At 44.8% G+C, this 25,269-nt stretch carries 23 protein-coding genes; 16 read left to right on the top strand and 7 right to left on the bottom strand.

Features of this window, described 5'->3' with window-relative positions; translation table 11 throughout:
• Positions 1 to 70: 70 nt before the first annotated feature.
• The 12 genes from ACHUFQ_RS14180 to nqrM all read left to right on the top strand — a co-directional run bounded on the left by ACHUFQ_RS14180 (position 71) and on the right by nqrM (position 12,155).
• Positions 71 to 616: a TRAP transporter small permease subunit gene (locus ACHUFQ_RS14180; protein WP_394176500.1), complete on the top strand. Its 546-nt coding sequence runs from the start codon at positions 71 to 73 to the stop codon at positions 614 to 616.
• Complete coding sequence (locus ACHUFQ_RS14175; RefSeq protein WP_394176499.1) at positions 616 to 1,983, top strand: TRAP transporter large permease; 1,368 nt, start codon at positions 616 to 618, stop codon at positions 1,981 to 1,983. The genes ACHUFQ_RS14180 and ACHUFQ_RS14175 overlap by 1 nt, the downstream gene beginning before the upstream one ends.
• A 75-nt stretch (positions 1,984 to 2,058) precedes the next feature.
• A complete protein-coding gene (locus ACHUFQ_RS14170; protein WP_394176498.1) occupies positions 2,059 to 3,153 on the top strand; it encodes a TRAP transporter substrate-binding protein in 1,095 nt (364 codons plus the stop codon).
• Positions 3,154 to 3,295: 142 nt separating this feature from the next.
• A complete protein-coding gene (gene fabV / locus ACHUFQ_RS14165) occupies positions 3,296 to 4,489 on the top strand; it encodes an enoyl-ACP reductase FabV (RefSeq protein WP_394176497.1) in 1,194 nt (397 codons plus the stop codon).
• Positions 4,490 to 4,853: 364 nt separating this feature from the next.
• Positions 4,854 to 6,191 carry a Na(+)-translocating NADH-quinone reductase subunit A gene (locus tag ACHUFQ_RS14160; RefSeq protein WP_394176496.1) on the top strand — a complete coding sequence of 446 codons (1,338 nt, stop codon included), beginning with the start codon at positions 4,854 to 4,856 and terminating at the stop codon, positions 6,189 to 6,191.
• 2 nt (positions 6,192 to 6,193) lie between these two features.
• Positions 6,194 to 7,405: an NADH:ubiquinone reductase (Na(+)-transporting) subunit B gene (locus tag ACHUFQ_RS14155; RefSeq protein WP_394176495.1), complete on the top strand. Its 1,212-nt coding sequence runs from the start codon at positions 6,194 to 6,196 to the stop codon at positions 7,403 to 7,405.
• Positions 7,398 to 8,168: a Na(+)-translocating NADH-quinone reductase subunit C gene (locus ACHUFQ_RS14150; protein WP_394176494.1), complete on the top strand. Its 771-nt coding sequence runs from the start codon at positions 7,398 to 7,400 to the stop codon at positions 8,166 to 8,168. Before ACHUFQ_RS14155 ends, ACHUFQ_RS14150 begins: the two co-directional genes overlap by 8 nt.
• On the top strand, positions 8,168 to 8,797 hold the full coding sequence (locus tag ACHUFQ_RS14145) for an NADH:ubiquinone reductase (Na(+)-transporting) subunit D (RefSeq protein ID WP_394176493.1): 630 nt from the start codon (positions 8,168 to 8,170) through the stop codon (positions 8,795 to 8,797). Before ACHUFQ_RS14150 ends, ACHUFQ_RS14145 begins: the two co-directional genes overlap by 1 nt.
• Before the next feature lie 6 nt (positions 8,798 to 8,803).
• Complete coding sequence (gene nqrE, locus ACHUFQ_RS14140; RefSeq protein ID WP_394176492.1) at positions 8,804 to 9,427, top strand: NADH:ubiquinone reductase (Na(+)-transporting) subunit E; 624 nt, start codon at positions 8,804 to 8,806, stop codon at positions 9,425 to 9,427.
• 56 nt (positions 9,428 to 9,483) lie between these two features.
• Complete coding sequence (gene nqrF, locus ACHUFQ_RS14135; protein ID WP_394176491.1) at positions 9,484 to 10,707, top strand: NADH:ubiquinone reductase (Na(+)-transporting) subunit F; 1,224 nt, start codon at positions 9,484 to 9,486, stop codon at positions 10,705 to 10,707.
• Between the two features lie 161 nt (positions 10,708 to 10,868).
• Positions 10,869 to 11,921, top strand: a complete 1,053-nt coding sequence (locus ACHUFQ_RS14130; protein WP_394176490.1) for an FAD:protein FMN transferase — start codon at positions 10,869 to 10,871, stop codon at positions 11,919 to 11,921.
• 12 nt (positions 11,922 to 11,933) lie between these two features.
• Positions 11,934 to 12,155 carry a (Na+)-NQR maturation NqrM gene (nqrM, locus tag ACHUFQ_RS14125; protein WP_394176489.1) on the top strand — a complete coding sequence of 74 codons (222 nt, stop codon included), beginning with the start codon at positions 11,934 to 11,936 and terminating at the stop codon, positions 12,153 to 12,155.
• 100 nt (positions 12,156 to 12,255) lie between these two features.
• On the opposite strand, the gene ACHUFQ_RS14120 is transcribed toward nqrM, so the two are convergent.
• Together ACHUFQ_RS14120 and ACHUFQ_RS14115 are read right to left on the bottom strand one after the other, a co-directional pair.
• Entirely contained in the window at positions 12,256 to 12,837 is a 582-nt protein-coding gene (locus ACHUFQ_RS14120; RefSeq protein WP_394176488.1) for a DUF4136 domain-containing protein, read from the bottom strand.
• Positions 12,838 to 12,892: 55 nt separating this feature from the next.
• Positions 12,893 to 13,696 (bottom strand): MaoC/PaaZ C-terminal domain-containing protein, encoded by an 804-nt coding sequence (locus ACHUFQ_RS14115; protein WP_394176487.1) that lies wholly within the window; start codon positions 13,694 to 13,696, stop codon positions 12,893 to 12,895.
• A gap of 273 nt (positions 13,697 to 13,969) precedes the next feature.
• On the opposite strand from ACHUFQ_RS14115, the gene ACHUFQ_RS14110 reads away from it, so the two are divergent.
• The gene (locus ACHUFQ_RS14110; RefSeq protein ID WP_394176486.1) at positions 13,970 to 14,263 is read left to right on the top strand and encodes a hypothetical protein; all 294 of its coding nucleotides are present in this window, start codon (positions 13,970 to 13,972) and stop codon (positions 14,261 to 14,263) included.
• A gap of 13 nt (positions 14,264 to 14,276) precedes the next feature.
• On the opposite strand, the gene ACHUFQ_RS14105 is transcribed toward ACHUFQ_RS14110, so the two are convergent.
• Positions 14,277 to 16,253, bottom strand: coding sequence for a BCCT family transporter (locus ACHUFQ_RS14105; RefSeq protein ID WP_394176485.1), 1,977 nt, complete (start codon positions 16,251 to 16,253; stop codon positions 14,277 to 14,279).
• 192 nt (positions 16,254 to 16,445) lie between these two features.
• On the opposite strand from ACHUFQ_RS14105, the gene dinB reads away from it, so the two are divergent.
• Complete coding sequence (gene dinB, locus ACHUFQ_RS14100; protein ID WP_394176506.1) at positions 16,446 to 17,492, top strand: DNA polymerase IV; 1,047 nt, start codon at positions 16,446 to 16,448, stop codon at positions 17,490 to 17,492.
• Between the two features lie 101 nt (positions 17,493 to 17,593).
• Positions 17,594 to 18,451, top strand: coding sequence for an MBL fold metallo-hydrolase (locus ACHUFQ_RS14095; protein ID WP_394176484.1), 858 nt, complete (start codon positions 17,594 to 17,596; stop codon positions 18,449 to 18,451).
• Between the two features lie 115 nt (positions 18,452 to 18,566).
• Here ACHUFQ_RS14095 and ACHUFQ_RS14090 read toward each other — a convergent pair whose 3' ends face one another.
• From ACHUFQ_RS14090 to serB, 3 genes are all read right to left on the bottom strand, one after another.
• Positions 18,567 to 20,882 carry a S9 family peptidase gene (locus tag ACHUFQ_RS14090; RefSeq protein WP_394176483.1) on the bottom strand — a complete coding sequence of 772 codons (2,316 nt, stop codon included), beginning with the start codon at positions 20,880 to 20,882 and terminating at the stop codon, positions 18,567 to 18,569.
• Between the two features lie 128 nt (positions 20,883 to 21,010).
• Positions 21,011 to 22,375 carry a DNA repair protein RadA gene (gene radA / locus ACHUFQ_RS14085; protein ID WP_394176482.1) on the bottom strand — a complete coding sequence of 455 codons (1,365 nt, stop codon included), beginning with the start codon at positions 22,373 to 22,375 and terminating at the stop codon, positions 21,011 to 21,013.
• Positions 22,376 to 22,478: 103 nt separating this feature from the next.
• Positions 22,479 to 23,546: a phosphoserine phosphatase SerB gene (gene serB / locus ACHUFQ_RS14080; RefSeq protein WP_394176481.1), complete on the bottom strand. Its 1,068-nt coding sequence runs from the start codon at positions 23,544 to 23,546 to the stop codon at positions 22,479 to 22,481.
• A gap of 160 nt (positions 23,547 to 23,706) precedes the next feature.
• On the opposite strand from serB, the gene ACHUFQ_RS14075 reads away from it, so the two are divergent.
• The gene (locus ACHUFQ_RS14075; RefSeq protein WP_394176480.1) at positions 23,707 to 24,291 is read left to right on the top strand and encodes an AhpA/YtjB family protein; all 585 of its coding nucleotides are present in this window, start codon (positions 23,707 to 23,709) and stop codon (positions 24,289 to 24,291) included.
• On the opposite strand, the gene ACHUFQ_RS14070 is transcribed toward ACHUFQ_RS14075, so the two are convergent.
• A complete protein-coding gene (locus ACHUFQ_RS14070; protein WP_394176479.1) occupies positions 24,277 to 25,038 on the bottom strand; it encodes a TatD family hydrolase in 762 nt (253 codons plus the stop codon). The genes ACHUFQ_RS14075 and ACHUFQ_RS14070 overlap by 15 nt on opposite strands.
• Positions 25,039 to 25,269 lie beyond the last annotated feature (231 nt).

Here is a 25,269-nt window from a genome sequence, read left to right as displayed (position 1 = left end):
GCTATCAATAGCTACAAATAATAATCAAGTGACAGCAAGGACTTAAGCTCGTCGCTGTTTGGGGGATTGAATGTTCAGTTTGTGGCTTGCCAAAGTCGTTACATTCATTGATAAGGTCAATGAAATCCTGGGGAAGCTGATTTCCTGGCTAACGCTATTTATTGTCGTTCTGACGTTTGTTGTGGTCGTATTGCGCTATGGCTTTAATATTGGTTCGATAGCGCTGCAAGAATCGGTGCTTTATGCCCACGCCGCGATCTTTATGCTCGGCGCGGCCTATACCCTTAAACATAACGGCCATGTCCGTGTGGATGTTTTTTATCATAAAGGTTCGCCCAAACAACAAGCCTGGATCAACCTTTTTGGCACCCTGTTTTTACTGTTTCCGGTGATGATTTTTATGGCCTGGATTAGTTCTGACTTTATCGCCGCATCCTGGAATATTTTAGAGAAATCCCGTGAGCCCGGTGGTTTACCTTTTGTTTATCTGAATAAATCTCTGATTTATGCACTGGCCGTTACCCTCGGCTTACAAGGGATAAGTGAGGTTTGTCGCAACATCCTGATATTACAGGGCCGTTTAGTAGTCGAAAGCGAAGAGATGGAGCAGTTGTAATGGAGTATTTGGCATTATTGATGTTTGCCTGTATCTGCCTGGTGTTGCTGATCGGTTACCCTGTTGCCCTGACGCTTGCGGGCACATCGCTATTGTTTGCCGGGGTCGCCGCTTTTTTTGGCGCGTTTGATACATCCTATTTATCAGCATTCCCAAGCCGTATCTACGGCATTTTAAATAACCAAACCTTGCTTGCTGTGCCCTTATTTGTGTTTATGGGGGCAGTACTGGAAAAAGCGAAAATCGCCGAGAAGCTGCTGACATCAATGGCACAGCTTTTCTCTCGTTTTCCCGGTGGCCTGGCAATATCAGTAACCCTGGTTGGCATGCTACTGGCGGCGAGTACCGGTATTGTTGGCGCGACGGTTGTCACGATGGGACTGTTATCTTTACCAACCATGTTGAAGCGAGGATATAACACCTCTTTTTCTACCGGCATAATCTGCGCAACCGGGACATTGGGTCAGATTATCCCGCCGTCAATTGCGCTGGTTCTGCTTGGTGATGTGTTGAGTAATGCCTATCAGCGGGCACAGCTGGATATGGGGAACTTTAACCCAGAAACCGTAAGTGTCGGTGATTTATTTGCCGGCGCGGTTATTCCGGGATTATTGCTTGTCGCTTTGTATATCGCTTATATCGTCATCGTTACCTGGCTCAAGCCGGAAATGGCGCCAGGGCAAAAAGAAGATAGTGAGCAGGTACATTGGCCGACGTTATTAACGGCGTTGTTACCGCCTTTGATTTTGATGTTCGTCGTACTTGGTTCGATACTCACCGGTTTTGCCACGCCAACGGAAGCTGCAGGTGTTGGCGCTTTTGGTGCCTTGGTTCTGGCAAGCCTACAAAGACAATTGACCATAACGGCGTTGCAAGCGGTTATGCAGTCAACCCTGAAGATCTCATCCATGGTGTTTATGATTTTAATTGGCGCCAGTTTATTCTCGTTGGTGTTTCGCGGTCTGGGTGGTGAAACCTTAATCCATAGTTTATTTAGCGAATTACCCGGTGGTGTTATTTCGGCCACCATCCTGGTGATGGTGGTGATATTTTTGCTGGGTTTTATTCTTGATTTTATTGAAATCACCTTCGTGGTTATCCCTATCGTTGCTCCAATTTTGTTAATGATGGGATTAGATCCGGTCTGGCTTGGGATCATGATTGCCGTGAATCTACAGACCTCTTTCCTGACTCCGCCATTTGGCTTTGCGCTATTTTATTTGCGCGGCGTCGCAGATAAGAGTATAAAAACCCTACAAATTTACAAAGGGGTTCTGCCTTTTATCCTGATCCAGCTGATTGTGCTTCTCGCTCTGGCGCTGTTCCCTGAACTCGCTACCTGGTTACCGGATAATTTATATCCCTAGCCCCATTTATACCTTTGGCCGTTATTCTGCTCCGTAGCTTAACGGTCAATGCTGTTGAACATAATAAGGATAATAATGAAAAACCAAACATTGAAGGCGCTGATTCTCGCGGGTCTGGCGTTGGCGCTAACAGCCTGTGGCGAAAAAGACGTTCAATCTAATGCAGATGTAGCTACACAGAAAACCTATAAATGGAAACTTGTCACCTCCTGGCCGAAAAACTTTCCCGGACTTGGTATGGGCCCTGAAAAATTTGCCCGGCATGTTAATGCGATGAGCAATGGTCGTTTAACCATTGAGGTCTTCGGAGCCGGGCAACTGGTACCTGGGTTTCAGGTGTTTGATGAAGTGTCTACCGGTGGTGCACAAATGGGCCATAGCGGCGCCTATTATTGGAAAGGTAAAGCGCCAGCGGCCTCTTTTTTTGCTGCCGTTCCGTTTGGTATGAATGTTCAGGAAACTAATGCCTGGTTGCACTATGGTGGCGGCTTGGAATTGTGGCGCGAGCTTTATAAGCCGTTTGGCATCATTCCAATGGCCGGTGGCAATACCGGTGTTCAGTTTTCGGGTTGGTTTAATAAAGAGATCAACACCATTGAAGATCTTGACGGTTTAAAAATGCGCATCGGTGGTATTGGCGGCGAAGTATTTAAACGTGCGGGTGGTGTCCCGGTAAATATGCCCGGTGGTGAAATCTTCTCATCATTGCAAAGTGGTGCCTTAGATGCCTCCGAGTGGGTCGGCCCCTATAATGACAACGCGTTTGGCTTTTATAAAGCGGCCAAATATTACTACTCTTCAGGCTGGCAAGAGCCTCAGGCGACCCTGGAGTTTTTGATCAATGAGCAAGCCTTTAACGAGTTGCCTGCTGATCTTCAACAAATCGTCACTGTCGCCGCCCGCGCGGTGAACCAGGACATGCTTGATGAGTACACGGCCCGAAATGCCAATGCGCTAAAAACATTGGTGAATGAACACAAGGTTCAGGTACGCACATTCCCAGAGCCCGTTATGGCCGAATTGAAAAAGCTTAGCAATGACGTAATTGCAGACATGGCAAAGCAAGACCCCATGGTGGCAAAGGTTTGGGAGTCCTATCAGCGTTTTTATCAGGATATTCGCGAGTATCACAAAATATCCGAACAAGCCTATTATCTAAACCGTGAATAACCATTAATTACCGTTAATAACCAGGGGTTTCCATAGGTTGAGCAGCAATAATTTGTCTGCTCTGACCTCATTACCCCGCAAGCTTAGGTATCATAAGCGCAATTTTGATAAATGAATTTAACAAAACAAGGTTAACCCTAATATGATTATCCAACCGAAAATCCGTGGATTTATTTGTACCAACGCTCACCCAACGGGTTGTGCTGCTCATGTGAATGAACAGATTGAGTATGTGAAATCTCAACCGCAAGCGGCAGAAAAGCCTAAAAATGTATTGGTGATCGGCGCCTCAACTGGTTACGGTCTGGCGTCACGCATTACCGCGGCGTTTGGTTCTGGTGCGAACACATTAGGCGTGTTTTTTGAAAAAGAGCCAACGCAGAAGCGTACAGCGTCTGCTGGTTGGTACAATACCGCTGCGTTCCAACAGGCGGCAGAACAAAACGGTTTATGGTCGAAAAACATTAACGGTGATGCTTTTTCACATGAAATCAAACAGCAAACAATCGATTTAATCAAAAAGGAATTGGGTGAAATTGACTTGGTTGTCTATTCGTTAGCATCGCCACGTCGCACCGATCCTGATACGGGTGAAGTCTATTCTTCCACGCTAAAACCGATTGGCCAGGATGTTACCACTAAAAACTTAAATACCAGCAAGCGCATTATTGATGAAGTGTCTGTTGAAGCGGCGAATGAAGAAGAAATCGCTGGTACCATCAAAGTCATGGGTGGTGAAGACTGGGAATTGTGGTTAGACGCATTAAAACAAGCCGGTGTTTTATCTCAAGGATTTAAAACCGTTGCCTATACCTATATTGGTAAAAAGCTAACCTGGCCAATCTATGGTAAAGCCACGATTGGCCGCGCCAAAGAAGATCTTGATCGCGCGGCATCAGCCATCAATTCCGCCAACCAGGATTTAAATGGCAGTGCGTTTGTTACTTCATTAAATGCCGTGGTTACCCAAGCGAGCTCGGCGATCCCAATTATGCCGTTGTATATTTCAGCGTTGTTTAAAGTGATGAAGGCTGACGGCACTTATGAAGGCTGCATTGAGCAGATTCAGGGATTATTTCGCGATAATCTGTATGGTGAACACCCAACCCTTGACGAAGCAGGGCGCTTGCGTCAAAACGTCAAAGAGCTTGAAGATTCGGTTCAGCAACGTGTGCAAACTCTATGGGATGAGGTAACGACCGAAACTATCGATGAAATGACGGACTATACAGGGTATCATAACGAATTCTTACGATTATTCGGCTTCGGTATGAAACAAGTAGATTACGATCAGGACGTCAGCCCTGTTGTTGCCATTAATCATTTAGAAAGTTAATTGTTCGAAATTACGTTCATGCTTAGAATTTGAATTGAAGGCAGATGAATATCTGCCTTTTTTAATTATTTTAGTTTATAGCTCTTTAGTATGATGAACTTTCAGACGGTTTCGCTGTTTATACCCGACAGTTCGCGGTTCTTGCTTTGAACGATCATAATTAACGACAATAAATTGCGATTTAATCGCGTATCGGTAATGGCATTTTAACGCCGTTTCGTGCTAAAATTCGCGCCGAAAAAATTTTAGTTAAATCCCCTGTTTATCAACTGATTGATTTTCAACGCAGTTGGTTCAGGAAACACTGGGCCAGAACGCTTATGGCGTCTGGTTTTAAACTCCTATTAAAGTAGTGCAAGTGGTTATGATTCCAATAAAAAAGGGTCTGGATGTTCCTGTAAATGGAGCTCCCCAGCAAGTAATCTCAGATGGCCCAGCCATCAAAACCGTTGCAACGCTTGGTGAAGAGTTTGTGGGCATGCGTCCTACCATGTATGTACGGGTAGGTGATCGCGTTAAAAAAGGTCAGGCACTTTTTGAAGATAAAAAGAATCCTGGCGTTAAGTTCACAGCTTCTGCAGCCGGTGTTGTTAAAGAAATTAATCGCGGCGAAAAGCGCGTGCTGCAATCCGTAGTGATTGAAGTCGAAGGTGACGAAGAAGAAACCTTTACTGCTTTTTCTGTTGATCAATTATCGTCTTTATCTCGTGAAGATGTTGAAACAAACCTTGTGAACTCAGGTTTGTGGGCGGCGTTAAGAACCCGTCCATTCAGCAAGATCCCTGCATTGGGTTCTGAGCCAGTGGCCATCTTTGTGAGTGCTATGGACACCAACCCATTAGCCGCTGACCCTGCCGTTATTATTAACGAACAGGCCGAAGACTTTAAATACGGTTTACAGGTTCTTGCCCGCCTTACCGCTGGTAAGGTATTTGTTTCAAAAGCGCCTGGCGCCAATATTCCTGTTTCCGACAGCGTTGACGTTAACGAATTCTCTGGAAAGCATCCTGCAGGTTTAGTTGGTACCCATATTCATCATTTATGTCCAGCATCAGCTGACAAAGTGGTGTGGCACCTTGGCTATCAAGATGTGATTGCTTACGGTCAGCTTTTCACCACGGGTAAATTGAACTCAGAGCGTGTTATTGCCGTTGCCGGTCCAGCCGTTAAAGAGCCTCGTTTAGTGCGTACCGTTTTAGGTGCCAGCACCGAGGAACTAACTGCCGGTCAGTTAAAAGATGGTGAAGTTCGTGTGGTTTCCGGTTCTCTGTTAAATGGTACGCATGCGAAAGCGGTTCACGCTTATCTTGGTCGTTATCATGTACAGGTGAGCGCATTGCTTGAAGGCCGTGAGAAAGAGTTCATTGGTTACATGTATCCAGGTCCGAACAAATTCTCTGTTACTCGTGCTTACATGAGTCACTTCTTCCGTAACAAAGTGTTCAATATGACAACCACTACCAATGGTAGTGCCCGTGCTATGGTGCCAATTGGCAACTATGAGCGTGTTATGCCACTGGATATCCTACCAACACTATTGCTTCGTGATTTGTGTGCCGGTGATACCGATGGTGCTCAGTCGTTAGGCGCATTAGAGTTGGATGAAGAAGATTTGGCACTATGTACATTCGTATGTCCGGGTAAAACCGACTACGGGGTTCTGTTGCGTGATTGCCTAACCACGATTGAGAAGGAAGGTTAGACATGGGTTTAAAAACTTTTATTGAAGACATCGAGCCGCATTTTGAAAAAGGCGGTAAACACGAGAAATGGTTTGCACTTTACGAAGCCATTGCAACGGGTTTATTTACTCCAGGTTATGTAACCAAGGGTAAAACCCACATTCGTGACAGTATCGATTTGAAACGTATTATGATCACCGTTTGGTTGGCTGTATTCCCGGCAATGTTCTGGGGTATGTACAACATCGGTTTCCAGGCCAATGAAGCATTAGCTGCCGGATTTGCATTACCAGACGTATGGCAAGTTAGCTTGTTCCAGACGCTTGGTGGTAGCTTAGGCGCAGATGCAGGTTGGTTTAATTTGATGCTTTACGGCGCCATGTTCTTCCTGCCGATTTATGCCACGACGTTTATTGTCGGTGGTTTTTGGGAAGTTATCTTTGCCGCGGTCCGCAAACATGAAGTCAACGAAGGTTTCTTCGTAACCTCAATCTTATTTGCCTTGATCTTGCCGGCGTCGATTCCGTTATGGCAAGTTGCCTTAGGTATTACCTTCGGTGTGGTAATTGCTAAGGAAATCTTTGGCGGTACCGGTAAAAACTTCCTTAACCCGGCACTAGCGGGTCGTGCGTTTTTATTCTTCGCCTATCCTGCAGAAATCTCTGGTGATTCCGTTTGGGTAGCCGTAGATGGTTACACAGGTGCTACGGCACTTGCGCAAGGCGCTGCAGCACAGGTTGGTGAAATCTCTTATGCGTTAAACCAAGATTGGTGGAATGCATTCTGGGGTCTGATCCCAGGTTCTGTCGGTGAAGTATCGACGGCGATGATTCTTATCGGCGGTGCGTACATTCTTTACAAAGGTATTGCCTCATGGCGTATCGTATTGAGTGTGTTTGTTGGTATGGTTGCTACTGCGTGGTTATTTAACACCATTGGTAGTGATACTAACGCGATGTTTGCTATGCCTTGGTACTGGCACTTAGTCGTTGGTGGCTTTGCTTTCGGTATGATGTTTATGGCGACTGATCCCGTCACTATGTCGTTTACCAATACCGGCAAATACTTCTTTGGTGCTTTAGTGGGTATCATGGTGGTTCTTGTTCGTGTGGTAAACCCTGCATTCCCTGAAGGTATGATGCTGGCGATTTTATTCGCAAACTTATTTGCACCACTGTTCGATTACTTTGTGGTTCAAGCGAATGTGAAACGGAGACTTGCACGTAATGTCTAGTAATAAAGAAACTTTTGGCAAAACGGTTGGTTTCGTTGTTGCCGTATGTTTGGTGTGTGCAGCATTAGTATCCTTTTCAGCGGTACAGCTAAAGCCACTCCAGGCAGCGAACAAATTGCTTGATAAGCAAACCAAAATTCTTGAAGCGTCTGGTCTGTTAGAGGGCGCTGGCGATGATATCGTTGGTACCTATAACGATCGCGTTGAAGCAAAACTTATCGATCTTGACTCTGGTGAGTTCATTGAAGGTGACGCGGATGGTTTTGACGAGCGTCGTGACGCCCGTGATTTAGAAAAATCCTCAAAGCCTGCCGACGATATCGCCGGTATTAATCGCCGTGCCAACAATTCAGTGGTTTATCTAATCAAAAATGAAGCCGGTGACGTTGAGTCTATCGTGCTGCCGATTGTAGGTTCTGGTCTTTGGGATCTGATGCACGGTTATGTTGGTCTTGAGAAAGATTTAAACACGGTTAAAAGTGTCATTTACTCTGACCATAAGGAAACTCCGGGCCTGGGCGCTGAAATTCTGAACCCTAACTGGAAAGCGTTATGGCCAGGCAAGAAATTGTTTGATGAGCAAGGTGATGTTGCTATCAAGATTGTTAAAGGTGGCGCTAAATCCGGTGACATCCACGGTGTTGACGCATTATCCGGTGCAACCTTAACCAGTGTTGGTGTTGAGAAAACATTTGTATTCTGGTTTGGTGACGAGGGCTACGGTCCGTTCATCGCTAACTACCGTAATGGAGGGCTGAACTAATGAGTGACGCTAATTCAGGCAAGAAGGTATTAACGTCTCCAATCGTAGACAACAACCCGATTGCTTTACAGGTTCTTGGTATTTGTTCTGCTCTGGCGGTAACAAGTTCTTTGGTTAACGCGTTAGTAATGACCGCTGCGGTAGTATTTGTAACGGCGTTCTCTAACCTGTTTATCTCAATTATTCGTAACCACATTCCATCTAGCGTACGTATCATCGTACAAATGGCGATTATTGCGTCTTTGGTAATCGTGGTTGACCAGGTGTTGAAAGCCTTCTCTTATGCGCTTTCTAAAGAACTGGCGGTATTTGTTGGTCTGATTATTACCAACTGTATCGTAATGGGGCGTGCTGAAGCATTCGCGATGAAAGAAAAACCTGTAGTTTCTTTCCTTGATGGTATCGGTAACGGTTTAGGTTATGGCTTAATCCTTATCCTTGTTGCTACCGTACGTGAATTACTTGGTTTTGGTACCCTGCTTGGTTTTGAAATCCTGCCGCTTATCCAAAACGGTGGCTGGTATCAGGCAAATGGCTTGTTGGTACTACCATTCAGTTCATTCTTCATCATTGGTTTGATCATCTGGGCAATTCGCCAGTTCAAACCTGCGCAAGTAGAGAAGGACTAGGAACTCATGGAACATTATTTAAGTCTTTTTATAAAAACGATTTTCATTGAGAATCTCGCGCTGAGCTTCTTCCTGGGGATGTGTACATTCCTGGCAGTATCGAAGAAAGTCAGCACCGCGATTGGTCTTGGTGTTGCGGTTATCGTGGTACTTGGTATTGCGGTTCCAGTTAACCAAATCATCTATCAAGGTATCCTGGCACCTGGCGCATTAGATAGCATGCTAGGCGTTACTGACCCGAAAGAGTCTGTAGACCTTAGCTTCCTGTCGTTCATCACCTTTATCGGTGTCATCGCGGCGTTGGTTCAAATCCTTGAGATGGCTTTAGATAAGTACTTCCCGCCGCTTTATAACGCTTTGGGTATTTTCTTACCACTTATCACGGTTAACTGTGCCATTTTTGGTGCGGTTTCCTTCATGGTTGCTAAGAACCTGACATTGGGTGAGAGTGTAGTATACGGCCTTGGTTCTGGTGTAGGCTGGGCGTTGGCTATCGTATTGCTTGCCGGTTTGCGCGAGAAAATGAAGTACTCTGACATTCCTGATGGATTGAAAGGTTTGGGAATTACGTTTATTACTGCAGGTTTGATGGCTTTTGGCTTTCTATCCTTCGGTGGTATCTCGTTATAAAGTTTAAGCAGGCCAACTAACCGGTTGGCCTCAAGTGAAGTTTAAAGGAAAAGTCGATGGAAATTATTCTCGGCGTAACGATGTTTACCGCAATCGTACTGGCGTTGGTACTGGTAATCCTCTTTGCCAAGTCCAAACTTGTTGCCAGCGGTGACGTTACCATTGCAATTAATGGCGACCCGGACAAGGCGGTTACAACGGCTGCGGGTGGAAAACTACTGGGCGTGTTAGCGAACCAGGGCATCTTCATTCCATCTGCCTGTGGTGGCGGTGGTACCTGTGGTCAGTGTCGTGTACACGTGCATTCTGGTGGTGGCGATATTTTACCAACAGAGCTTGGTCACATCACTAAGCGCGAAGCAAAAGAAGGCTGTCGTTTATCTTGTCAGGTAAACGTTAAGCAGGACATGGATATTGAACTGGAAGATGAAATCTTCGGTGTTCAGCAGTGGGAATGTGAAGTTATCTCTAACGATAACAAAGCAACCTTCATTAAAGAATTGAAACTTGGCATTCCTGACGGCGAATCTGTGCCGTTCCGTGCTGGTGGTTACATTCAAATTGAAGCGCCTGCGCATCATGTTAAATACAAAGATTTCGAGATCCCTGAAGAATATCGTGGAGACTGGGAGCGCTTTGGCTTTTTTGATATCGAATCAAAAGTTGATACCGACACCCTACGTGCATATTCCATGGCGAACTATCCGGAAGAAGAAGGCATTATTATGTTGAACGTGCGTATAGCTACGCCGCCACCTAATAATTTATCGCTTCCTGCCGGTAAGATGTCGTCTTACATCTGGAGCCTGAAAGCTGGTGATAAAGTCACTATCTCTGGTCCATTTGGTGAGTTCTTCGCCAAAGATACCGATGCGGAAATGGTCTTTGTTGGCGGTGGTGCTGGTATGGCGCCAATGCGTTCACACATCTTTGATCAGTTAAAGCGTTTACAATCTAAGCGTAAAATCAGCTTCTGGTATGGTGCACGTTCACTTCGTGAAATGTTCTATGAAGATGATTTCAATGGCCTTGCTGCTGAAAACGAAAATTTTGACTGGCATGTTGCTCTGTCTGATCCACAACCAGAAGATAACTGGGAAGGTTACACAGGCTTCATTCACAACGTTCTTTATGAAAACTATCTACGTGATCATGAAGCACCAGAAGACTGTGAATTTTACATGTGTGGTCCACCTATGATGAATGCTGCCGTTATTGGTATGCTCAAAGACTTAGGTGTGGAAGATGAAAATATCATGCTAGATGATTTCGGTGGTTAATCACCTTTAGCATCATCATATAAGTACCATGATAATAGGTCAGAATAAGCGAAAGCGGATTCTGGCCTTTTTTTTGGCCAAAGCATACCCTAGGTGTCAGACGCTCTAATTTCAATTATAATTAGCCGCAATTAAACTGATTGATTGTTGTAGGAACTGATTTGCGCTTAACTTCACCTCATTACTTTATTCTCTCCTTATGTGTCTTTTTGCTGGCCTGTACCGAGCCGCAATCGGAAAAATCTGGCAATGATGCATCATTGCAGCAGCAACAAGAGCTGCAATTTAGTGGCTACACGATGGGACCTATTGTCTATACCGTTAAATTAATTGCGAATAAACAAGAGGTTGAACGGTCAGATCTGGCATCAGAGGTTGATGAACTGCTGGTATCGTTGAATAAAAAGATGTCGACCTGGGATAAGTCTTCTGAACTGTCATTGATTAACCAAGGGAGTGCAGAACAAACTTATCACGTCTCCGAAGAGTTGTTGGTTGTTCTGAGTGAATCAAAGCGCCTTGCAACATTGACCCAGGGCAGTCTTGATGTGACCGTGGGCCCACTGGTCAACCTGTGGAGCTTCGGACCTGAAAACAGACCTGAAAAAGTCCCTTCTGAGCAAGAAATTGCTGATGCTAAATCCCGCGTAGGGATAAACAAGATGACTTTGCAGGGTGATGCATTACGCAAACAACAAGCATTGTATATCGACTTATCTGCCATTGCTAAAGGCTATGCCGTCGATAAAGTTGCTGAACTACTTGAACAGCGTGGTTATGTTAATTACCTCGTTGATATTGGCGGCGAGATGCGTATCAAAGGTAACAAAATTGATAACAAACCCTGGAGAATTGCAGTAGAGAAGCCAGTTTCCGGGACAAGGGCAGTGCAAAAGGTTATAATGCCCGGCGATAATGCCGTGGCGACATCCGGCGACTATCGTAATTATTTTGAGGTAGATGGTGTGCGATATTCCCACACCATAGATCCTGCTACTGGCTGGCCGATAGATCACAAATTGGTATCGGTTACCGTTGTCCATCCATCTGCGATGACGGCCGATGGTTTAGCAACCGCCATTGAAGTGATGGGGCCGGAAAAGGGCTTGCAGTTCGCCAAACAACATCGTTTGGCTGTGTATTTAATATCAAAAACCGACGACGGTTTTTTGGAACACTCGACCGACGCATTCGAGCAATTGGTCGCTGAATAACAGGTTTACTTTATGTCTGTCTTTTTACTAACATTTGCGTTTTTTCTTATCATTGTTGCGGCAATGGCCGTTGGCTATATCGTTCAACAAAAGAGTCTGGCAGGGAGCTGTGGCGGATTATCAACGATAGGTATTGATAAAGCCTGTAACTGCGATAATCCTTGTGAGAAACGTCTGGAGCGTGAACGTCAGGCGAAACTCAAGGGCGAGCAAATCGATATCAAAAACCTGTAATTAAGGTTATAGACAAAAAGGCGATATTGGCTCACACCAATATCGCCTTTTTGTTAATTTAATGTACTGCGAGTCTTTTAGACCCACAAACATATAGAAGTTAAGATGCACCTGGAGGGTAAAGTGCCAGAATACTGGCAACGGCTTTATCAATATCCTCCTGGCGTTTTTTCGGGCTGTCATTGCCTTTGGCATTAAACGAGTCATAACCGCGCCATATCAACTTGCCTCGTTGATGAAAATCAATCGTTACACGCATCTCAACCGTTTCCCGACCAGAAACCGGAATCGAGGTATTAACGCCAACGCCGACAGAGCTGTTGCTTCCGGAGCGTCCGGTACCTAAACCAATATTAATGGACGAGTTATTCTGTTTCGTTTGGGTGGTAATGAAATGACTCACAATGATGTGATTATCTGAATTGTGGTTGTTACCTGTGCTAAAACCTTTCTCGAGTAGCTGTGCTTCGATGGCTTGAGTTAACCGTTCCTGAGTCAAATCATCACTTTTAATCCCTTGTTTACTCGGACCCTGACTAAACTCATTGATCATTGAGAAATCTTTTTGCGTGTCATAGTCCATGATTGCTGAAGAAGACTGGCAACCGCTCAGTAGCGACGCAATCAATAATAAGGCAGCTAAGTTAGAGGATGAAAGAGTCGGCCGGTTAAGTTTAAGCATATCCGTCTTAAAGTTTAGGGTTATTATAAGCTTATAGTCATTTATCAGGCATTTATCAACTAAGCTCAGGGGCTATGTGTTGCTCAAGTAATTCAATTTCCATATGCAATTGATCACTATTACTAAACGCTCTGAGCGTATTTCCCTGATGCGATACGCCAACTTCTTGCGGCAATTTACAGGGTTTTTTAAAGCTAACCAGACAATGATCCGATTGAATTTTTTTATCGAGCAATAGGCGATGGCACAGGTACATACCGTGAATTATCGCGCGATCAAAGCCGAATAGTTTTGCCGTGCAATCATAAAGATGTATCGGATTATAATCACCGCTGACTTTGGCGTATCGACGAGCCAGTTTGTGGGTGATTAGCAAAAAATATTGCTGTTTAAATTCGGATTTTTTGCGCTCTGCTTTGGGCGCATCGATTACTGTTTTTTGTCGCTTCAACATGACATTGGTATTGGTGATACAACGTTCACCATTTTGGTAGAATTCGATCGTCATCTTTACCAGCTTACCTTTGGGGTGTTCAATGTCCTGCGTCACATTCACATTAAGGTCAAAAGGTTTGCTGCGATCGAATTCGTAATGACGTTGAAATTCACTGGATAAATGAATTAATCCCAAGGCCGGATAGGCAAATTTCTTATCGGCAGTGACTTTCAAAATATAAGGAAATGCAGTGATAAATTCGTAACTGATAGGTAATGATTGTCCTGGCGCTAATTGCATCGCTTTACGAAATGCTTGCTGTTGTCTGGCGTTAACAGAGCAGTTGGAAAAATGGCATTGAAAATCGGCAATTTGCGCAGCAGGAAGGGATTTTTTTGATAATAATTTTATATAGGTCAACATGAATCTACCGAAATAGTGATGGCGCAACGTTTACCATCCGTTCTAATCCTTTACTTTAACGGATCTCGTTAATTTCGCAACCTAATCCGCCACCCGAAAATACCGTCAAAGCTAAAACCTAACGCAAAAATTTTGAGCACGTCCTTGCTTTATAAACCGGTTGTTATTAGCTCAAATGAGGGAGGAAAGTAATACTCAAACGCCAATGTCATGCTGATCTATTTACTTTGTAGAGCCTATACTTTGTGTACCTTATTAATCGGAGTTATTTGTATGAAACGACGTATCACTAAGCTTAGTATTCATCAAAATGCATTAATGGCTGGGGTACTGATGGCCGCAGCGACCTTACCGTTTATGATCCCCGTCTTCCTCCTGACAATGATATCGGGAGGCGCAGCGGAGCATGGCTCTGAGATGCCAGCGTTCAGCGGCTGGGCTATCCTGGTTCTACCTATCATTTATTTCATATTTAGCTATATCAGCGCCGCAATCATGTGTTTTATCTATAACCTGTTAGCGCCAATGATCGGCGGTTTCGAGGCCGAAATTAACGTTGTTGACTGACTAACAATAACAACTAATTCAATAAGTAGATAAAGTACCGATGCTTATAATATTGATCGATTACATCATTAATGACGCCGAGTTGTGACCAACCCATGACATCATAATCCTGGCCCCCTTCGGTCAGGTGAACGACAGCGCGATAATAATGATGTTCATCATTGTCTGGATCATCATTAACGGACTCCATGTCTTCATCGCTGAGGTTGGGTTGGAGATTTTTGTGTCGATACACGGCGTAAATAAAGTCGGGCGAATCCTCAAGGCTCACACGAAGTTGCCATCCCTTATCTGTTTGCTCCAGGCTTGGCTGCTCGCCAAGCTCTGAGAATGCTTCCTGCAATTCAACGAAAGCTGGATGTACAGTTTCTTTGATGAAATTGTCCACGTTGTTTCTGGTAGGATAATGATTAATCTTAGTGAGTCGTTCTCGCCAGGATTTATTTTCGGCTCCTGTATGGGGGAACGAAGTAAGAAGAAAACTTTCCTGTTTAAAGCTTTCTACCCGCAATGCTTTTAACAAACCGCCCATCGACAGCAACAGTACAATGGTAAAAGGCAAAGCACTGGCGATAGTCATCGTCTGTAGTGAATTCAAACCACCGGCTAACAGTAAGATCCCGGCAACCAGACCAACACAAATTGCCCAATAGATGCGCTGCCAAACCGGGGTGTTATTATTGCCATGCGAGCACAGCATGTCGATAACCATGGCTCCAGAGTCGCAACTGGTAACGAAGAAAATCACGATCATCAATACCGTTAAACCCGCCAATATCTCTGTAAATGGAAAGTGCTCTAAAAACACGAATAGCGCGACCGAGGTATTTTCCGAGACCATTTGTACTAAATCATTTGCCTTACCACTACTGACCATTTCGATGGCGCTGTTGCCAAAAATCGTCATCCAAAACATGGTAAAAGCACTTGGAATAATTAATACGCCAACAATAAACTGACGGATGGTTCTGCCCCTTGAGATCCGAGCGATGAACAAGCCGACAAATGGTGCCCAGGCTAACCACCAGCCCCAGTAAAATAAGGTCCAGCCGCCAATCCATTCGGTTTTTTGATAGGCATACAAATTAAAGGTAGAGCGAACAATATGGGACAGGTAGTCACCAATATTTTGCACATAAGCCGAGAGTAAAAATACCGTTGGTCCAAGAATAAATACCAATAGTAATAACCCGAGAGCCAATGCCATATTCGTTTCGGAAAGGCGCTTGATGCCTTTATCTAATCCGCTGACAACGGAGATAATTGCAAAGCCGATGATAATCGACATTAAAATAATCTGATTGAGGTTGTTTACCTCAACCCCAAATAAATAGTGAAATCCGGAGTTTACCTGAGATGCGCCCAGACCAAGAGAGGTAGCGACACCAAATACGGTACCAACCGCTGCAAATATATCCACTAAATGACCGGGCCAGCCGTATATTTTGTTGCCAATAAAGGGATATAGCGCGGATCTTAACGTCAGGGGTAAATTCATTCGAAATGCAAAATAGGCAAGAATTAATGCAACCACGGCATAGATTGCCCAGGCATGTAAACCCCAATGGAAGAACGTCGTCCGCATCGCTTCTCTGGCCGCTTCTATGGTTTCCGGAGCAGCATTGGGTGGTGACGAGTAGTGCATTATCGGTTCAGCTACACTGAAGAACATCAAGCCGATACCCATTCCCGCGGCAAACAGCATAGAAATCCACGACATCATTGAGTATGCAGGTTTAGAGTGGTCAGGACCTAAACGAATGTCACCATATTTTGAAACACAAAGGAATATCACATAAACCAGAATAATGGCGACACTGAGAATATAGAACCAACTGGCATCTTTGATGATGATATCTTGCAGGCTATTGAAGTTATTCTCAGCAGATTTTGGCCAGATAACAGCGTAAAGGAGAAGCAGCATTATGATCGCAGAAGAACTGATGAAGACCTTTTTATTCAGTCCTGCAGGTTGAGATTGATTTGCCACAGCATACCCCCGTACATGTCACCTTTATGGTGAATATCAATAACTTGCTTTTACTGCCCAGCGGGAAGTTGAGACTAAGTATAGACAAGCTTTAGATATTCTTATTAATTCTTGCGTGAACAAGATTGCAAACCACAAGATAAATGTTTAAGCTGTATTTATATACAGTGCTTTATTGTTGTTGAGGTTGGTATTAAAAAAATCATTCACATCGATATGGATTGCTTTTATGCTGCCGTAGAAATGCGTGATAATCCGGCTTTACAAAATATTCCTATCGCAATTGGCGGTAGCAGTAAGCGAGGCGTTATTGCAACCTGTAACTATCCTGCGCGAAAGTTTGGGGTACGCTCGGCGATGCCCGTCGCCCATGCATTGAGATTGTGTCCGGATCTCACCATGGTACCTGGCCGAATGTCGGTATATAAGCAAGTATCCAAACAAATCCGAGAGATTTTTCATCGTTATACGGACTTAATTGAGCCCTTGTCACTGGACGAAGCCTACCTGGATGTTACCGACAGTCCGCACTGTCATGGTAGTGCGACGTTAATCGCTCAGAGGATTTGTCAGGATATCGCCACAGAACTGAATTTAACCGCATCTGCAGGCGTTGCGCCCTGTAAATTTATCGCTAAAGTTGCGTCTGATGAAAATAAACCAAACGGTATTTGCGTGATAAAGCCCGAGCAAGTGCTGGATTTTGTCGCGACATTAGATTTAAAGAAAATACCGGGTGTCGGGCCTAAAACATTGGATAAATTGCATCAGCACGGATTGTATACCGGTGCGGATGTCAGGCAATGCAGCAAGGATGAACTGGCCCAGTGGTTTGGGAAATTTGGCGCCAGCTTATTCGACCGGTGTCATGGAATTGATAACCGCCCGGTGTCTGTGGATAGAGTTCGAAAGTCTTTGGGCATTGAGACTACACTGGCTGAGAATGTCGATGGGGAGGGGGCTTGCCTTGATGTTCTTAATACGCTTTTACCGAAATTTGAACAAAGACTGCAGCATGCCAATGATCTGAAAATTTGCCGCCAGGGTATAAAAGTGAAATTTTCGGATTTCACCCAAACGACGGTTGATCACAGTTGTGGGCAATTGACGCCCGAATTGTTTCCAGCGCTGCTTAAAGAGGCTCTTAGCCGAGGAGAGGGCAAGTCTGTGCGTTTGCTTGGATTGCATGTTGGCTTCTCTGAACATTCAGATAAACAGCAACTTTCTTTCAATTTGTGATCTAAACCGGTAAGTCCGCAGTACTGGCACTGGATTTTCCTTTGGAAATATCCCATAGTCAGAAGGTAACAATAACAAACGGGAACATAATTGGTAATACTATGAAAAACCTATCTATTTTATTGCTGCTTAGCAGCATGATGAGCCTTTCGGCGCACGCGGCACAGGATTTTTCTGATGTCAAAGTTGCAGCCACTCAAGTTGTTGGTGATGTTTACATGCTTGAAGGCGCAGGCGGTAACATAGGCGTTTTAGCGACCGACAAAGGGTTGCTTCTGGTCGACGATCAGTTTGAACCGCTTGCCGAAAAGATTGAAGCGGCAATGAAGGAAATTAAAGTTCAGCCGTTAAAGTATGTGGTCAATACCCACTACCACGGCGATCATACTGGGGCGAATGCCTATTTCGCCGATCATGCGCCAATTTTCGCCCATGAGAATGTCCGTAAACGGGTGGCACAAGACAATAAAAAAACCGGCGCTCACTTACCCGTTGTTACCTATAAAGATGGTGTGAAAATTTATCTGGGTAATGAAGTGATTGAGTTAATGCATCTGCCATCGGGACACACTGACGGCGATACGGTGGTTTATTTTTCAAAGCACAAAGTATTACATATGGGCGATTTGTTTTTTGAAGGACGGTTTCCCTACATCGATATTACCCATGGCGGCAGCGTTAAAGGGTATCTCGAAAATATCAAAAAGATCCGCAAAAGCTATGCCCAGGATATCAAAATCATTCCCGGTCACGGCAAGCTGACCGATATGATAGGTTTACAGTCCTTTATCGATATGATCACCTACTCCATCGATTTGGTTGAAACCGCATTGGCGGAAGGGAAAACCGAAGAAGAAATATTAACCGCCGGTATTGGTGAGCAATATGAATCCTGGGGCTGGCAATTTATTAATGAAGAGCGTTGGTTGAAAACTCTGGTTGCCGATTTGGGTAAATAAACAACGACAAAAATCGATGCCACTATCGACAGATAAACTAACAAAAAGCCCGCGATAAATGCGGGCTTTTTTATGTCGTTAGTATTATGTGGATAGCATAATGCTGGCAAATAATTTACGGTTCAGGTTGAAAATTGTCATTGAAAAAACGCATGATGGCGTTGTTCAAGTGCACTTTCACCGGTTTGCCGCGCATACTGTGCTTGGAACCAGGGTAAGTCATCAAATCAAACATCTTATTATTGTCCTGCATGACTTTAATCAGCTTGGTGGTGTTGGTAAACAACACGTTGTCGTCGGCCATACCATGGTACAGGAATAGCGAACCCTCAAAACCTTCAACATAAGGGAATACCGAGCTTTTCTCATATCCTTCGGCATTGCTCTCTGGATGACCCAAATAGCGCTCAGTGTAATGGGTATCGTATAACAACCAGTCTGTTACTGGTGCACCACTAACACCGGCCTGGAAATATTCCGGTGCTTTAAACATTGCCATCAATGCCATGTAGCCGCCGTAGCTATGGCCGTATATACCAATGCGGTTCGCATCAACAAACGGTAGGGTACGCAAATATTTTACCCCGGTGATTTGGTCGGTTAGCTCAACGTCACCAAGGTTTTTGTAAATTGGAAACTCAAACGCGGTACCGCGATAGTTGGATCCACGGTTGTCCAGTTGAAATACGATATACCCCTGACTTACCATGTATTGAATCATATCGGCGCCACCCCACTGATTCGTCACGCGTTGCGCGATTGGGCCGCCGTAAACGTGAACAATCACCGGGTATTTCTTACCTGGTTTTAAGTTTTTCGGAGTGTAGAGTTTGTAATAAAGATCGACGTCACCATCATCGGATTTCAGTGTACCGAACTTGGGTGTAACCAATGCATCCAGATATGGTGCCACCGGATGGTTGTTATCCAGTGCATTTTCAATCAAATAAGTAACCCGTTCACCATTTGCTTTGTGCAAACTTAACTGTGGAGCAACGCTGACACTAGAGAAGTTATCCAGATAGGTTTGTTTGTCTTTTGCAAAGCGAATTTTGTGAAAACCACTGCGCTTGCTAATTCGGGTAACATGCTCTGGGGATTTTCCATCCAGCGTTACCTTGTATAGATGTTTTTCCAGTGGCGTGTCGGCACGGCCGGTAAAATACACCCAACCTTCGCTTTCATCAATGGCAACAAGTTCATCAACCACCCACTTACCTTTAGTGAGTTGCGCGATTTGTTTACCTTCATAGTCATACAAATACAGGTGCTTAAAGCCGTCTCGCTCTGAGGCCCAGATAAATTGACGTTTTTTCTTCAGGTAGGTTAAATCATGGTTAAGGTTTAGCCAATGATCCGAGGTTTCAGTAATGACGGTTTTGCCAACTCGGGACTTTAACTGATGGAACCGTAACTTGAGGGTTTGCTGATCGCGGCTTTGCCATTGATAGCTTAACCCTTTAGAGTCCGGCAACCAGTTCACTCGCGCCAGGTAGATGTCGGTTTCCTCACCAAGTGGGAAGTTCTTGACCTTACCATTGCTGATTTGCACGGACTTTAATTTTACCGTGACATTATTGGTGCCGGTCGCCGGATAGCGTTGTTCGTACAGTTTCACTTCTTCGGCATAAATCTCGTTGCGAATCGCAATATCTACGCCGGATTCATCCACTTGTATGTATGCCAGGTGCTTTTCATTTGGAGACCACCAATAGCCTGTCATACGATCCATCTCTTCCTGGGCAACGAACTCAGCCATGCCATTTTTGATGGTACCTTTTCCGTCTTTGGTTAGTGCGACCGGTTTATTATCTTTTGATGAGACATCAATTAGGTAAATGTTTTGCTGTTTAATGTAAGAGACGTATTTGCCCTTTGGCGAAAACTTGATATCCGTTTCCCACTCGGCATCCTGGGTAAGCTGTACGGCTTGCTTATCCTTTAAACTGTATAGATAAAGATCACCATTGATAGGGAAAACAATGCTGCCACCATTTGGTGAAATGACATACTCCATGATGCCTGAGCCGTATACTCGCTGACGCTCACGTCGAGCTTTCTCTTCGTCACTCAGCTCCTCTTTGCCACTGAATATGCTGTTTGAGTCGACCAGTAAGGTATGCTCATCGCTGGCGATATCGTACTGCCATAGGTCGTAACGGTTTTGGTCTTCTTGCTTAGCTTTTAAGTAGGATACCTTAGTACCGTCTGGGAAATATTGCAGGTTTTTCGATTTTTCGCCGCTTAGGGAAGGGGCGCTATATATACGTTCAATGGTTAACGGTTGTGGCTCAATTTCAACAGGTGCCGAATCAGGCTCTTGGGTCAGGACAGGTTCTTGAGACTGGACTTGCTCTTGGGACAGAGCTTGTTCGGCATAGCATGTTGTGCTGAGCATCAACATCAGTATGCCGGATACTGCTTTATTCATAATATGGCCAGGATTATTCGAATTAAATAACGGATTATTCTACTAATCAAAACCTTGCCTGTCGAAGGGTTTTTGTCATTCAAGCTAAAAAGCGAACCAGTGTTTTGCTCGCTTGTAACGGATAATCGTTACAAAATCGCTTCCAAGGCTTGTGCCAAGGTATTAACGCCAATAATCTCCATGCCTTCGATCGCCTCTTTGGGTTTATTGGCCATGGGGACAATGGCTTTGCGAAATCCGTGTTTTGCCGCTTCGTTGATTCGTTCCTGGCCGCTTGGTACCGGTCGGATCTCGCCAGATAGTCCGATTTCCCCAAAAGCGACCAAGTCTCTGGGAAAAGCTCTATCCCGAAAACTAGAAACCATGGCTAACAATAATGCCAAATCGACACTGGTTTCGGTGACTTTAACGCCACCGACAACATTGATAAATACATCTTGATCATTCATCTGCAAGCCACCATGACGATGCAACACTGCCAGCAACATGGATAAACGATTTTGGTCGGCGCCTACCGCGACGCGTCGTGGGTTTGCCAGTGCCGAGTAATCGACTAGTGCCTGTACTTCCACTAATAGTGGTCTGGTGCCTTCCCAAAGGACCATAACCACAGAACCTGATGTTTGCTCTTCCTGACGAGATAAGAATATCGCACTGGGGTTTTTTACTTCCTTGAGGCCTTGGCCTGTCATCGCAAATACGCCAAGTTCGTTTACCGCGCCAAAACGGTTTTTATTACCTCTTAAGGTTCTGAATCTCGAATCTGTGCTGCCTTCAAGCATTATTGAACAGTCGATACAATGTTCAAGAACCTTTGGGCCCGCCAAAGAACCATCTTTCGTTACGTGACCAACAATGAGCATTGCGACGTGATTTTGCTTGGCAAATCGGGTCAGATATGCGGCACTTTCACGAACCTGAGAGACGCTGCCCGGTGCGGATTGAATGTCACCCATATGCATTACCTGAATCGAGTCAATTACCATTATTTTAGGTTTTTCCCGATCGGCAATATTACAGATATTTTCAACACTGGTTTCCGATAACATTTTCAATTTATCGGTTTTTAATTCGAGGCGATTGGCACGCATCGCCACCTGTTGCAAAGATTCCTCACCGGTAATGTACAATGCGTTCATTTGCTCTGCCAGGGCACACATGGTTTGTAGCAGCAAGGTACTTTTACCAGCGCCAGGCTCACCACCTATTAAAATCGCACTGCCTGGCACAATTCCACCGCCCAATACTCGGTCAAACTCGGCAAATCCGGAACTGAATCTGGGTAAATCGCTTAAATCGATGGCATTTAAAACTTGTACCTGGGCTTGGGTTTGTCCGGCATAACCCGAGAGGTTGTCGGTGCGCTTAGGCGCTGCACCCAAGCGGATTTCAGAAATCGTATTCCAGGCCTTGCATTCAGAGCACTGACCCTGCCAACGGGGAAAGTCTGCACCACAATCGTTACAGACAAAGGCGGTTTTGTTTTTTGCCATCGATAAAACTCTCGCTTAGACGCGCTTTTTCATTAAAAGACTGGTGTGTATAAATATACAGTATTTGATCGAGTGTATAGGATTTTAAACTCAGAATAAATCGTTATTTCAACCAGTGCACCAGGCAGTCAAGACCGGAAAAGTTAATTGCACAATCGGCTTGTTGTAAAACCACCGGTTTTGCCTTGTAGGCAACCCCAAGATTCGACGCGGCCAGCATCTGCAAATCATTAGCACCATCGCCCATGGCAACGGTTTGTGTTGCGGGAATTGCAAATTCTTGCGCGAGTCGCCCTAACGTATCTGCTTTGACATTTGCATCGGTAATATCACCAACAACCTTACCGGTAAGTTTCCCGTCGACAATTTCCAGAACATTCGCTTGCGTTGCATCAAGCTGTAATTGTTGTTGCAGGGTATCGGTGAAATAAGTAAAGCCCCCGGAAGCCACGGCAATACGCCATTGATGTGACTTCAGTAACTCCAGCAAAGGACGCAGACCTGGCATTAGAGGTAACTGACTGGCTACTTGAGCAAGGATGGATTCACTGGCTCCGTTAAGAGTGGCTACCCGTTGTTTAAGGCTGGCGGCAAAGTCCAGCTCTCCGAGCATTGCCCGCTCGGTCACTTCGGCAACTTCTTCACCAACACCGGCCAATTTTGCAATTTCATCAATGCATTCAATTTCAATCGTCGTACTGTCCATATCCATAACCAGCAAACCCGGGGTGGCAAGGGCAGGCGCACGATAGATAAGAGCTATTTCCAGATTGTGTTGCATCGCATATTGATTGGCAAGAGTTCTGGCCTTGACCATGTCATCAGCCTGAACCGCAAAACGGTAACTGGAAACCCCTAAGCGATGATTAATGTTGTTTAGTTTAACCAGTTTGATGCCGGCATGTCGGCATGTGTCAATAAGTTGGTCGATAGTCGTTGAACTTAATAGCACGAGCTCCCAGCCTTCAGCCGCCTTTTCAGGGTTGCCCTCAGATTCTGATATCTCGTTGAACAAGGTTGCGGTCAATGTTTCTATTCTGGCATCGAGATACAAATCCCCGTTATCGACATAGAAATCCAGCGGACTTGGCAGATCCTGATGGGTTAAAAGTTGGTTCAGGGTCAAAGCGTTAATCGCTGCAAGAGGCGCTCGCATACTTTTTGTGGCCACAATAGGTACCTTTAATACTGAATTCAAAATGACAGGTAAAAAAACAATTCTATCTTCGCAAATAAACCACTATGATTAAAACTTTATTTTTAGTTTTTTAATATCGATTTGTATGGACATATGAATTGCTATTATCCCTGATTTTGCACAGGAAAAATCAATGTCGACAATGATCTCGCGGATCAAGCACACGGTTAATCGCCTCCTGCCTATTTTTATGGCCATTGTGTTGTTAATTATTATCTTTAATAGCTCTATCGTACGGATGTATAAAAACGAACAGGTAATGATTCAGCATGTAGAAGATATCGCACGTGGTTTTATCGATCAGGTAGCTCTCAGTGCAAAGATTTTGCTACAACAAAATCAGCGCCAAGGGTTGCGTCGATTTACCGAGCAATTGAAACAAAACCCTTGGGTAGAACAAGTGCTGGTTTATGATCATAATGGCCAGTTAATTGCCCACTCTCAGGGCGCCGAAAAAATTGTTCCGCAACTGGAACAAGGTGCAATCTCATCAAGTCCATACCAGGCACCGTATGTCGCAGAAATACGCGATACCGATCTGTTGGGGTATATTCGAATCAATTTCAATGCTGATAGTCTGGTCGATGACTTTAATGAACGACAACGGGACAATCTGGCGTTTATTTTAATGTTATTGCTCGGCGCTATGGTCGTTCTGTATTGGTATAACCACCCAACCACACCGAGCTTGAATTTTGGCCGTTTAAAACGAAAATAGCTGCTCGCAGTTGCGCTCAAGTTGACCGGCAATCTTAGCGGGTGGCTCTTCGCGGAGCTGGCATAATTGTTTGAAAACTGCGGTGAGGTTTGTCGGTGAATTTGTTTGCCCCTGATGCCCGGCTAAGGGCATCGAAGGCGCATCAGTTTCCAGAACCAGAGCGTCTAGTGGTAACTTGGTCACAGCGGTTCGGGTTTTATTCGCGCGCTCATAGGTAATAACGCCACCAATACCCAGTTTAAAACCCAGATCCAGATATTGCCTTGCTTGCTGGTAGCTCCCCGAAAATGCGTGGATTATCCCGCCTTGTAATCGAGTTTTTCGTTTTAATATTGGGGTAATTAAATGATGTGTTTGTCGGTGGTGAATTAATACCGGAAGCGCTAACTGTTCAGCCAGAGATAACTGCTGTTCAAAAAAGTTAACCTGTTTGTCCATATTATCAATCTTCGCATCAAGTCCTATCTCGCCCAGTGCAACAACGCGATGATGGCTACCTAAATACGCTTGCAGGCGTTCGAGGTCTTGTTGTTTCGCATCGTCAATCCACCAGGGATGAATGCCAAACGCGAGATAACAAGGGGCTAGCGAGCCGCAGGTAGTAATTTGTCGTTGCCACAAATTCGCACTGACGCCGGGGACGATGATGCGGTGAACGCCTGACTCGCGTAATTGGTTTAGCAGCTCTTCACGGGTGTGATCAAACTCTGGAAAGTCGAAATGGCAGTGGCTATCGGTGAATGTCAAAATGGATACACGATGTAAACGCAGTTAGCATTAACTATAAAGTTAATCGCAGTTGCTGTCAGTAGCTATCAATACTTTGATTGAGCATTTCACCAAATTCGGGGCTATAGGGGAATTACCGTGAACCGACTTTAATAATCGACAAGGTTTGCGATTATACCAATCACATTAAGTTTGTGCACAACTCAGAGTTAGGGCAGAGGTTCAGTTACCACATAGATTTTATTGATA

The sequence above is a fragment of the Thalassotalea litorea genome, from assembly GCF_043642205.1.
GTDB lineage: Bacteria > Pseudomonadota > Gammaproteobacteria > Enterobacterales > Alteromonadaceae > Thalassotalea_A > Thalassotalea_A litorea.
This window is presented reverse-complemented; position numbering and strand designations above follow the sequence as displayed.